This is a genomic window from Persicitalea sp., assembly GCF_041751555.1.
In the GTDB taxonomy this organism is placed as follows: Bacteria; Bacteroidota; Bacteroidia; order Cytophagales; family Spirosomataceae; genus Persicitalea.
Window position 1 is genome coordinate 1 of sequence record NZ_JBGSXF010000321.1, and the last position, 11800, is coordinate 11800.

Annotated in this window: 8 protein-coding genes; 1 reads left to right on the plus strand and 7 read right to left on the minus strand. The window is 53.4% G+C overall.

What is annotated here, in order from left to right:
* The 3 genes from ACEW8P_RS11590 to ACEW8P_RS11600 form a co-directional block, all read right to left on the minus strand.
* Positions 1-1436 (minus strand): TonB-dependent receptor plug domain-containing protein (locus tag ACEW8P_RS11590; protein ID WP_373513242.1); only part of this gene is annotated, 1436 nt, incomplete at its 3' end.
* Between the two features lie 327 nt (positions 1437-1763).
* Positions 1764-2522 carry a patatin-like phospholipase family protein gene (locus ACEW8P_RS11595; protein WP_373513243.1) on the minus strand — a complete coding sequence of 253 codons (759 nt, stop codon included), beginning with the start codon at positions 2520-2522 and terminating at the stop codon, positions 1764-1766.
* 180 nt (positions 2523-2702) lie between these two features.
* Positions 2703-3536, minus strand: a complete 834-nt coding sequence (locus tag ACEW8P_RS11600; RefSeq protein WP_373513244.1) for an MBL fold metallo-hydrolase — start codon at positions 3534-3536, stop codon at positions 2703-2705.
* A 122-nt stretch (positions 3537-3658) separates the two neighbouring features.
* Between ACEW8P_RS11600 and ACEW8P_RS11605 the strand changes: the two genes are divergently transcribed.
* Positions 3659-5959 carry a GH92 family glycosyl hydrolase gene (locus tag ACEW8P_RS11605; protein ID WP_373513245.1) on the plus strand — a complete coding sequence of 767 codons (2301 nt, stop codon included), beginning with the start codon at positions 3659-3661 and terminating at the stop codon, positions 5957-5959.
* 123 nt (positions 5960-6082) lie between these two features.
* On the opposite strand, the gene ACEW8P_RS11610 is transcribed toward ACEW8P_RS11605, so the two are convergent.
* From ACEW8P_RS11610 to ACEW8P_RS11625, 4 genes are all read right to left on the minus strand, one after another.
* Positions 6083-7624 carry a DUF1501 domain-containing protein gene (locus ACEW8P_RS11610; RefSeq protein ID WP_373513246.1) on the minus strand — a complete coding sequence of 514 codons (1542 nt, stop codon included), beginning with the start codon at positions 7622-7624 and terminating at the stop codon, positions 6083-6085.
* Positions 7625-7642: 18 nt separating this feature from the next.
* Entirely contained in the window at positions 7643-9193 is a 1551-nt protein-coding gene (locus tag ACEW8P_RS11615) for a DUF1800 family protein (protein ID WP_373513247.1), read from the minus strand.
* A 237-nt stretch (positions 9194-9430) separates the two neighbouring features.
* Positions 9431-10519, minus strand: coding sequence for a sialidase family protein (locus tag ACEW8P_RS11620; RefSeq protein WP_373513248.1), 1089 nt, complete (start codon positions 10517-10519; stop codon positions 9431-9433).
* Positions 10520-10646: 127 nt separating this feature from the next.
* Positions 10647-11800, minus strand: a 1154-nt coding sequence (locus ACEW8P_RS11625) for a TolC family protein (protein WP_373513249.1), incomplete at its 5' end; no start/stop codon positions are given.

Sequence of the window (11800 nt, forward strand, 5' to 3'; positions counted from 1 at the left end):
GGGTTGGGGATGTCGTTGCCCGAGCGGAAATAAACCGACCCACCCGTGACGGGATTTTCGTAAGGCCAGCCCATCAGGTTCACCTGGCGAGGCGTGTACATCACGTTGGCCAGAATCGACGGGAAGTCGAGGGCGTTGTTACCCGTTCCGCCGCTCAGGGGAGGAGAGTACTGATCGGTGTTGGCAAAGTTGAACGAAGTCACCACCGAGAGTTTCTTGCTCAACTGCGCGTTCATACCGAGTCCGAGATTGAGCCTCCTCAGGCCGTTTCCAGGAATGTATCCCTTCTCATCGTTATAACCCGCCGAGAGGTTGTAGCTCACCTTTTCTCCTCCACCCGAAATATTGAGCGAAGTGTTTGAGATCAATCCCGTTCTGAAGAAGTCACTGACGTTGTTTGGGAAAGTCTGAATTTGATATGCTCCCAACGACTCCACATAGGGGGCCATTGCGGCACGCAGGCCACCCGCCGTGGTCAAAAAGGCGTAGGGGTGGTTGGTCAGCGCACTGTTGGTATTCTGCGAGGGATAGATTTTGGCTTCCTCGATCGTGGGTCCCCAGTTACTGAAAAAGTAGCCCAGGTTTTGCTGGAATCCTCCCACGTAGTCATTCTGGTAGCGAGGCAGGTGCGCCTCGTTGGCAAATACCGATTGTGTCACTGTGAGCTCGGTTTTACGCGCTTTATTGGATCCGTTTTTGGTCGTAACCAGAATTACGCCGTTGCGTCCCTGGTCGCCGTACGTAACGGTGGCGGCCAAGCCTTTCAATACCGAGATGTTTTCGATGTTATTCGGATCCAAATCAAGAAAGCGGCTTGATGCCGACTGCCCCCCCCCCGTAAATCCGCCGCGCGAGTTGGTGTTGGAGTTAAATGGAACTCCGTCTACCACAAACAGCGGTTGGTTAGAACCCGAGATAGACGAGTACCCACGAATGATAATGTTGGTACCGGTACCCGATACGCCAGAAGTCTGGGTGATGTTCACGCCAGCTACTTTGCCTTGAAGAACACGTCCTACGTCGGCCTGTGGACGATCCTCGATGAGTTTCTTGTCCACCGTGGATACCGCGTAACCCAGCGCTCGCTTCTCGCGGACAATTCCCTGGGCCGTCACGACCACTTCCTGCAAATTCCTGGTATCGGAGGCCAAGGCCACATCAACCGTGGAGCGGTTGCCCGCCAAGATTTCCTGGGTGGCAGTGCCCACAAAACTAAAAACCAGCGTAGTGCTGGCAGAAGGCACGTTGATGGAGTACATTCCATCGGAATCGGTGTTGGTACCCGTGTTGCTGCCTTTAACAACCACGGATACGCCGGGAAGCGCACTACCGTCTTCGGCAGCAGTCACTTTGCCGGTAACTTTCCGGTCTTGGGCGAACGAAGCCGCCCAAGTCGAGCACACCAATACGATGCTCAACAGTAGATTTTTCCTCATTTACGAATTAATTTAGGTTAAAAATATGGTAATCGTTAATGCAAATGTAATAGATCGAGAACACATTCCAAAGACTACCTGTTAAATTTATTACACCAAAGATTATACAAGGAATCCACCTTGTGGATAGAATATTATTCGGAAGTGGCTTATTTTCTCAGGTTACAAAATTGTTATAAAAAGGCCATTGGAGCCATTTGACAAAGTTTTTCACGGTCATTTATCAACTTGTAGCTACTATACTTAATACAACAACAGTATGCTTGCCGCGTAATCACTATTTGAAATGTACAAATGTGAGATTTCGATTTTTCAGAAAATACTCAGTCAAGGCAAGGCTAGAACAGGCGTTTCGCGTAGTACTTGCTGGGCGTGACGATAACCCAATACAAACAATTCACGGGCTTTGCGGAGGTCGTACACACTGAAATCACCCAGTTGAGGGGCTTCAAGTAGCAGATTACACTTTTCAAAACGTTCTTTCGTCTTAGCATGAACCGCTAAAATCAGGCTGCGGTACACCACTTCGCGGGTATTGCGGGGCGGATGCAGTAATTTGAACGGATTACAGTGTACGCCGATGATATAGTCAGCCACGCCTTCCAGCGGCTCGACGGGCATGTTGCTTAGTACACCGCCATCCACCAAATGCCGCCCCTGGTATTCCATTGGCGCAAAAAGTCCTGGCAGACAACTCGACGCCAGCACAGGCCGCGCCAGTTCACCTTCCCGAAAATAAACCGTCTCGCCCGCAAAAATATCTGTCGCTGACACAACAAAAGGTGTTTTCAAGCACTCAAATGTATTTTCCGGGATGTACTTTCGATAGATTTCTTCCAGGCGATCCATACGGAGCAGACCACTGCCGCCAAAAGTTGGACGGACGTAGCGAACGAAACTCGTAGAAAGGATCATTTCCAGGATGTCTTCGGGTGCGTAGCCGTAGGCCAGTAAGCCCCCGGTAATGGCCCCAGCGCTGGTCCCGCTGATAATGTCGGGGTGAATACCGTGTTCGTACAGTGCTTTCACCGCGCCAAGATGCGAAATGCCCCGTGCCCCTCCGCCAGATAATACGAGTCCTGTCATAGTTGTTGGTGCGTTGGTTTGATGTTGAAGTGCCTGAGCGATTCGGGTGAGCGGTCTACGTACTATTCGTCAAACGCGCTAACTACCCAGAATTGCCTTGCTGTGAGCCGACTGACTAGTCTAGAGGGTATTAAACGAGGAGGATCGTTGGTTTGTTAATTCTCTCAACATCCAGACGATTTACAATAAGTCCCGCAACTTTCCCTTTTCCTTTATTCTAATGCCACTTTCTGTGTTTTCCAGGGTGGCGGCTTCGTAGACAGAATCGTGTTCAAAGATCAGGATGGTATTCTCGGAGACGGCCCTTTCCAGGACGTTCGCTTTTTCCTGCATTGTGAGCAGGGGGCGCACGTCGTAGGCCATGACCCAGGGCAATGGCACATGGGCGGAAGAGGGGATGAGGTCGGCGGCGTAAATCAGGATTTTATTCTTATAATTGATGACGGGCAACATCATCTGTTCAGTGTGGCCTTTCACTTTAATAAAGTCGAGATTAGGAAAAGGTGAATTCTCTGGGAGAAACTGTAGTTGCTCCGATTCCTGAACGGGCCCAATATTTTCTTTCAAAAAAGAAGCCTTTTCGCGCGGATTGGGGGCCAATGCCCATGCCCAGTGCTCAGCGTCGGACCAATAAATGGCATTCGGAAAAGTAGTACGTAGTTTTTCGTTCTTGCGTACCACTGCCCCACCGACATGGTCGAAATGCAGGTGCGTAAGCACGACATCTGTCACGTCTTCGGGTAGGAAACCCACTTTTTTGATGGATTTCAGCAGTGTGGTCTCACCGTGCGGCTCGTAGTAGCTGAAGAACTTCTCGCTCTGTTTATCTCCCATGCCCGTATCGATCAGGATCAGACGGTCGCCGTCCTCTATCAAAAGACAGCGCATGGCCCAGGTGCAGAGATTATTGACATCAGCGGGATTGTGCTTGTGCCAAAGCACTTTTGGCACGACGCCGAACATGGCTCCACCATCAAGCTTGAAAAATCCGGTGTCTATTACGTGTATGTTCAATTTGTTCGATAGTTGAGAATGGCTTCTTCCTGGTCTAGAAAAGTATAATCCAGCCGGGAGATGTTTTAGAATAGATACAAGATACGAAATTTGATTTTTTCATAAAAACACAATTGGTACCAATGCCGATACGCGCCTTTTTTCTTTTCAGTTTAGCTCTTCTTTTTGTGGGGGTAAATACCCACGCTCAGGCTCCCATTACTTACGCCAATACGCTGATCGGCACCGAGCCTGCCTCGGCGGGCAGCGCCCAGCGCCACAGCACCAGCGGCGGCGAACTGAAGGGCCAAACCATGCCCGCCGTTGGCACACCCTACGCCATGACACAGTGGACACCCCAAACTCAGGCAACCGAAACAAAGTGTGTGTCCCCCTACTACTTCAAAGACACTAAAATACAGGGCTTTCGGGGAACGCATTGGCTCAATGGTGGCTGCGTTCAGGACTACGGCACGGCCACAATTATGGCGGTTTCGGGCGACTTGAAGACCCTTCCCCAACAGCGGGCTTCGCGGTTCACGCACGACCGGGAAATCGCTACGCCCGCTTATTATTCGGTAGAGCTTCTCGATTACGAAATCAAAGCCGAAATGACCGCCACGGCCCGCTGTGGCATTCTGCGGTTCAACTTCAAGAGTAACGGAAACCACACAATTCTTCTGGAACCCAACAGCGATGAAGGTGAAGGCTTCGTGGAGATTTTCCCTGAGAAAGGCGAAATTGTAGGCTACAATCCCGTCCATCGCATTTATCAGGGCTCGGGTGAGCCTGCCGGGTTCAGTGGGTACTTTGTCGTGCAGTTCGACAAGCCGTTCGACCAGTACGGCACCTGGCGCGACGATGCCATTCAAGCTAATACCAACGCCGCGATTGGCAGCAAAAAGCGGAGTGAAAGTATGGGCGCCTACGTTTCTTTTGGCACAAAAAATCAAGCCGTGACCGTACGCGTCGGCACTTCCTTCACCAGCCTCGAAGCGGCGCGGAAAAATCTGGAAGCAGAAATGCCCGATTTTGATTTTGAAAAAGTCAAGAAAGCCAACGAATCCATCTGGAATCAGGCTTTGGGCAAAATGACCGCACAGGGTTCCAAGGAAGACAAGACGCTTTTTTACAGCGCCTTGTATCGCACCAAACTCACGCCCCGCCTTTTCTCGGACGCAGATGGCAGCTACCCTTCTTTCGCGGGAGGAAAGCCTATCCGCAACACCAACGGAATAGACTACTACTGTGATTTCAGCCTTTGGGATACTTTCCGCTCAGCCATGCCGCTGCACATCTTGCTGGAACCCGAGAAAGCCAACTCTATGATGCAATCGTTGACCATAAAAGCCGAGCAAGGTGGCTGGATGCCAATATTTCCCTGCTGGAACAGCTACACCGCCGCGATGGTCGGTGACCATGTTCTCAGCACGATGGCTGACGCATACGCCAAAGGTGTCCGCGGCTTCGACGTGGAAAAGGCATATAAGTACCTCCGAAAAAATGCCTTCGAACCCAATACTGACCCCGAAAGCTACGCCGCCGGACAAGGCCGCCGGGCACTGGACTCGTACCTGAAATATAACTATGTGCCGCTGGAAGACAACGTGTTGGAAGCCTTTCACAAACGCGAACAAACCTCGCGAACGTTGGAATACGCCTACGACGATTTTTGCTTATCGACTTTGGCGCAATCGCTGGGCCATAAAGAAGACGCCGCGCTACTGCGCAGGCGGGCTTTGAATTACAAAAACGTCATCGACCCCGGCACGGGTTACGCGCGCGGTCGCCACGCCGATGGTCGCTGGAGCGCTGACTTCGATCCGTTCGTCAATCGTGCCTCCTTTATCACCGAAGGTTCCCCAGCGCAGTACACATTTTTTGTACCTCAGGATGTGGCCGGGCTGATGCAGCATGTGGGTGGGCGCAAGGCATTTGTCGATAAACTTGACACACTTTTTCAGCAAAACTACTACTGGCACGGCAACGAACCCAACCACCAGATCGCCTACCTCTACGCCTACGCGGGCGAACCGGGGAAGACGCAAAAGCAGGTACGCAAAATCATTAAAGAAGAGTACGGAACTACCCCTAACGGCCTGAGTGGTAACGAAGACGGTGGTCAGATGTCGGCCTGGCTGGCGTTCAGCATGGCGGGGCTGTACCCAGTTTGCCCCGGTACGCCGAACTACGTGCTGGGTAGTCCGGTTTTCGGAGAAATGGCTCTCAAACTCGACAATGGGAAGACATTCAAGATCACCACCAAAAACAACAGCGACGATGCGCCCTACATCCAATCAGCGAAGCTGAACGGTAAAGTTTTCACTAAAACCTACCTCTCACATGAGCAACTCACGGCAGGCGGAGAATTGGTTTTGGTCATGGGGAAAAAGCCGGGCAACAAGTGGGGGACAGGCAAGGACGACGTGCCACCGGGTTTTTAATGGGTTAACGGTCAAAGGTTAAGGGTTAACGGTTCGCGTCCTTCAATCGTTGGCAAAAGCGGACGCTGCGCGGGATAGGGTAGAACGCCAGTTGACCTTTAACCGTTAACCTTTAACCTTTTTCTATTGTACCAACAACTTCCGGCTGTACACCGAACGCGTAGTTTGTAATCTGACAACATACTGGGTGCGCTGGATGCGGCGCAAGTCCAGCACGACCTCGTTTTTTTCCAGCAACTGCACCGGAACGGGCTGGATGCGGCCCGATAGATCGACCAACTCGACTTGTTTCAACTCCTCTCCCGTTGGCCACACCAGCCGGGCCTCGGTGGTAGCAGGATTGGGGTAAACGACCACCATTTCCGAAGTCGGTTCGACGGCGGTGATGGTTTCGCGGAAAATGGGAACTACTTCATAATCCCCCCCCAGCAGAACGGCCCGCACCGTGGCTTCGTCCACCTCGAACCAGTCGCGCAACAGACTGGCGTAAACCTGCCGGAAATCGTGTTCGATGGCGATGTTGTTCTTGACCAGATTACTTAGGTCGGGACTATTGCCGATAAACTGGGTCTTGATGCCGTGGCCGAATACGAACTGCGGCGAGGCCCAACCGTGGTCGGTACCCGCGCTGCCGTTGGAGTAAGCCCGGCGGCCAAACTCCGAGAACGTCATACCTACCACCCTGTCATCTAGTTTATTGGCTTTGAGGTCATCCAGGAAGGCCTTGGTTGCCTCGGCTAACTGCGTGAGCAGATTATTGTGCAGGATGAGCTGGTTGGCGTGAGTGTCGAAACCGCCCAGCGTTACGTAATAAACTTTGGTGCGCAAGCCGCCTTTGATCAGGCGCGATACGACTTTGAGCTGGTCGGCCAGGCGGTTACCCGCTGGATAACTGGCTCCGGTGGTTCCCTTGCTGGCGGCGGCTTTGAGTTGGTCGGCGTAGGCGACTGAAAGCGTCTGCTGACTGCGAACGAAATCTACGTAGTCGTTGGCCAGAGCGTTCAGGTTGGGCGATGGCGGCGCGGCGGGTTTTTCGCCGATTAGCCGGGCAAAAGTGTCCACATCCTGAATGGCTAAGGCTACCGATTGCTTCGGTCCCAGCAGCGCGGTCGAAGCCACCGCGCTGATTTGAATCGCCAGGGGATCAGGCATTTGATCGTTGGGATAGCCATTGGGATAACCCGCGAAGCGCTCCTCTAGGTAGCGGCCCAGCCAACCCGAAGTAGTGTCGTTGGGCGTGCCGTCGCCCTTGAACCAGATGTCGTTGGCCTGAAAGTGCGAGAAGCTGGGGTTTTCGTAACCCACATTCTCGACGATCGACAGGCGGCCATCGTTATACAAATCCTGAAACCCTTTAAGCGACGGGTGCAGTCCGGCCTGCTCGCGGTAACGTAGTTTCAGCACTTTGGCCTCTTCGATGGCGATATTGGCGCGAATTTTCTGGTACGTCCCCATCTGATCCAACGGAATGACGGTGTTCAGCCCGTCGTTACCGCCATTGAGTTGGATCACCACCAGTACGCGGTCGTTAGCGTCGACGGTAGTGCCGAGGGCGCTCAAAAAGGACGAAGCCTCTTGCCCGAAGGCCCGCGCCCCCAGTCCGTTCAGAGTCCAGGGCAGCAGTGCGGTTAAGGACGAGGTTCGTAGGAATGAACGTCTTTTCATTTTAGTTGACAGTTTAAACTAAGCAAGTTGATATTCCGCCAGACGAAGCATATACGTTATCAAAGGATTAAGGCGGTTTCGCAAATCGTCTTCCAGGCCCTTGTCCTTATACTTGTCCCAGATTTCCTTCCATTCGTAACGAGGGATTCCGTCGAGCAGGGCGTCGTCCACAAGGTTATCGAGCTGCGCCTGCGAAGGTTCCACGGCCATAAGCATGCCCCACACCTCTCGCACGAGCACCAGCGGGTCGCCGGGCTCACTGACGAAAGAAGCAACCCATTCTAGGGTATCTACCTCAACGCCGAACCTGTTGGCTCCACTTACTAAGGTATCCGTCAAACTACCCCGCAGGCCCAGCGTGGTGCCGCTGATCCAGATTTTGTAGTAGCCCGTGTCGTAATAAGGCCGCCAGCCAAATACGGTGGGCTGCTCCATTACCTCCATTTCCATGAGCTTAGTGCGGTACAGCAGGTTATTGGTAAGGTTATCGTACTTTTCACGCTCCTTCTCACGTGAGAGCACCGGATTTTCCAGGGCCACAAAACTACCCATGACAAAATCCAGCGGGGAGCGGATTTGACCACCGCGCAGAGCCGGGTCGAAAAAGTGGTCGCTGGTCAGCATCTGCCGGATGAGTGGATTAAGTTCGCGGTCTTTCCGAAAGCCGACTGCCAGCGGCTCGATAAAGTTTTTCTCCACCTCATCGCTGATTTCGCCCGTAAAGTACCAGCGGTATAGTTTACGAACGATGAACCGGGCCGACTCGGGATGGGCGAAGATCATATCCACCATTTCCCCAAGTTCCAGATCGCCGCCTTTATCGCCCGGACGGCCCTCGATGGTTTTGTTCTGGAAATTTTCGGAGAAGATTTTTTTATCCTGATCGTGCTGCCCGGCAAGGAACCGCGAAGAAATCACCTCCGTCATCGCATTGCGGTAGTTGATTGCCTTCCAGCCCGTCAGCACCCGCGCGGCTTCCTTCACATCGGACTCGGTGTAAAAGCCCCGGCCCAGCGTGAATAGCTCCATGAGTTCACGCCCGTAGTTTTCATTAGGCTTATCCTTAGTGTTCTCGGTACCATTAAGGTAGCGCAGCATGGCCGGATCCTGGGTGATGTCGATCACGAAAGTGCGGAAGTTACCCAGTGCGTTGCGGCGAATAGTCTCCAGATACCGGTGCTGGAAGCGGACGTCCTGGATAGTGTCCGACTCGGTGACGAAGTGGTTCTGCCAAAACAAGGTAAGTTTCTCGGCAAAGCCGCGCTGCGGATCGAGCATCAGGCCCAGCCACCACTTTTTGACTTGCAAGCGACGCTGGTTATCCAGTTGATTCCGCTTCTGCTGATCGGTTTCGGGAGCTCCCCAACCCAGATCGTGAAAAGTCTTACCGTCCGAATCAGTGGGCGGAGGCGGGGCAGGCACCTTGGACAAAGTATCGAATAGCTCGGCAGCGGTGCGTCCCTTGTACGCTTTCAACTGCGCGGGCGAAGCCCCGAAGGCAGTCCGCCGCAGGAAATGAGCGATGTCTGCCGGAGCGAGGGGTTGGGTTCGGGTTGCGGTCCAGGCCATGTTTTCTTGTCAAGGAGAAAAGGAAGATGGAGGAAAGAAATGAGGTAATCAGTTTTGGTATCCTTAGGTGCGAAGGCCCACTAATAATCTTCGCCTTCGGCAGTGTGGAGAGGGTTGGTTTTCGACTCATAAATCTCTACGCGAAACTACCTCCATTTGTTGCAGCAAAGGAAAGAAAAAGAATTAAATATTCATCAAATAAAATCTTTGTTCTCAGTGGCTTGAGGTTATTTTTTTTTAATCATAAAGCTGATCTAATTTCAACCGGACGATGCGCAGGTCGGGCAGGCCAGTTCCCCGGCTGTAGGCGAGCAGAACCTCATCGAAGCCAAACTGAATAGCCGTGTAGCAGAAAGTACCCTCGGGATCGTCTTCGAGGTTTTGCAAATGCCGCCATGTTTTGCCCTCGTCGTCCGAGACAGCCATCGTGAGCGGACTGCGCTGCCCCTTAAAGTACCCCGGTCCCTTCGCGCCATTGTTGTTCCAGACCAGCAGCAGGTCGTTGGTCATCGGAATGCGCGCCATCGAAGCGGGGGAAATCGGTGAAGCGATGGTACTCGGCTCGATTTGGCTCCATGTTTTGCCCTGATCTTGCGAGTACGAGAAGTACTGCACGCCACCATTGGCCCGCATGTACATGAGCAGTCGCCCGTCTTTCAGTTCGACTACGCCCGGCTCCTGTATGATTACACTGTCTGGGTTAGGTACTTCCTGACCCCCTTGCCAGTTTACTCCCGCATCATCGGAGTAGTAGCAGCGCAAAGTACCCCGGTTGCTCCACTCGGTCGTCGGGGTTTTGTGCAGGGAAACGGGCAAGATGATCCGCCTGGATTTCAGTTGAGTCGCGCGGTCGTTGTTCATCACGTAGTAGCCCGGCTGGTCGGTGATGCAGGGCCGTGGTTCGGTCCAAGTTTCGGCTTCATCGGTCGAGTACCTGACGTAGGGAATGTTGTCGCTGCGCGAATTCTTGCGGGCGTAGAACAGCGCTAGGCGGCCATCGCGCAGCCGCAGCAGCGACACAGACATGACGTTCATTTGGCCTTCATTCTCCACAACTACCTTATCTTCCGTTGTCCAGGTTTCGCCATCGTCTGACGAGTATCTGGCCACCAAATCGGCTGGGGCGAAGTCGCTGCCGCCTTCGCCTTGGTACTTGGCATAAATGAACAGTATGCGGCCGTCTTTGAGCGTAACGAAGTCGCCTTCGCTGTTGCGGGGGTTGTTCTCATGCGCGCGGAGGTCGAGGACGATTTGTTTGGGGGCGTTGTGCTGGGCGTGAGCGGAGGCCGTCAGTAGCGCGAGAAATAGGACGAAGGTTTGGGACAATTGCGGGAAATATATTGAAGTCCTTATAGCCATAATGGTTCTTTTCCCGAATGTAATGTTTTTGGTCAAGAGATCGAAGTTAACACCGGTTCAGTGCTTCGCCAAACCAAAAAATCTACCAACTACCTTAATTCCACCCTCCTCCCAGCGCCCGATACACATTCACCGTTGCGTTCATTTGCTGCATCTTGGTTTCGATCAGGTCGAAGCGTGATTCCAGCGCGTCGCGCTGCGTGAGGAGTACCTCCATGTAGTCGGCGCGGGCCGAGCGGAAGAGGTTGTTCGAGATCGTGATCGACTGGTTAAGCGCCTGCACTTCCTGCGCTTTCAGGTCGTAGGTGTTTTGCAGATTGCCGATATTCGAGAGTTGGTTGGCCACTTCGATGTAGGCATTCAGAACCGTGCGCTCGTAGCTGTAAATCGCCTGAATCTGCCGGGCATTGGCGCTGTAGTACGTAGCCTGAATAGCGTTCTTATTGACCAGAGGCCCGGCCAAATCGCCGATCAAAGACGCCAATAGTGATTCGGGTAGTTTTGCGAGATAGATCGGGTTGAAAGCCCGCAGGCCCAGGTCGGCGGACAGTCCCAGCGACGGGTAAAAGTTGGCGCGGGCTACCTGCACGTCGATTTTGGCGGCGGTTAGTTCCAGTTCGGCCTGCCGGATGTCGGGGCGGTTGGACAATAGTTGCGTGGGCAGGCCCGCGCGAACTACCTCGGGGACGAGTTTCTCGAAGTTCTCGCTGCTGCGGGCGATGCGCTGCGGGTAGCGGCCCAACAGGAAATTGATCCGATTCTCCGTTTCAGTGATTCGTTGCTGAATGCCGTACTGTAGGCTTTGGGTGTCAAGTACCTGCGCCTGAAACCGCTGCACGGCCAGTTCAGTTACTTTGGCGGCTTCCTTCTCCATCCGCACGATTCTCAAAGCATTATTCTGAATCTCGATGTTGTTTTGCAGAATGGCCAATTGCGCGTCGAGCGACAACAGTTCGTAGTAAGAGGTGGCGATTTCAGCCACGATGTTGGTCGTCGTAAAGTTCCGGCCTTCCTGCGAAGACAAGTACCGCAGGGCAGCCGCTTGTTTGGCGTTTTGCAGTTTGTGCCAAATATCGACTTCCCAGCGGGCGTACAGGTTCACCACACAATCGGGCAGCGGATCGGGCGTTTCGCGGCCCGGTTTGATGTCGGTGGTGGCTTCGCTGGAACCAGGCTGGGTGTAGCGGGCGGCTTTTTCAATGCCCATCCCGCCACGCAGGCCCACGAAAGGCTTGTACTCCCCGGCGC

What these genes read in the sequence shown, in the direction of transcription:
- ACEW8P_RS11605 (WP_373513245.1), top strand. Translation starts at nt 3,659, where the DNA reads ATGCCGATACGCGCCTTTTTTCTTTTCAGTTTAGCTCTTCTTTTTGTG.
- ACEW8P_RS11610 (WP_373513246.1), bottom strand. Translation starts at nt 7,624, where the DNA reads ATGAAAAGACGTTCATTCCTACGAACCTCGTCCTTAACCGCACTGCTG.
- ACEW8P_RS11615 (WP_373513247.1), bottom strand. Translation starts at nt 9,193, where the DNA reads ATGGCCTGGACCGCAACCCGAACCCAACCCCTCGCTCCGGCAGACATC.
- ACEW8P_RS11595 (WP_373513243.1), bottom strand. Translation starts at nt 2,522, where the DNA reads ATGACAGGACTCGTATTATCTGGCGGAGGGGCACGGGGCATTTCGCAT.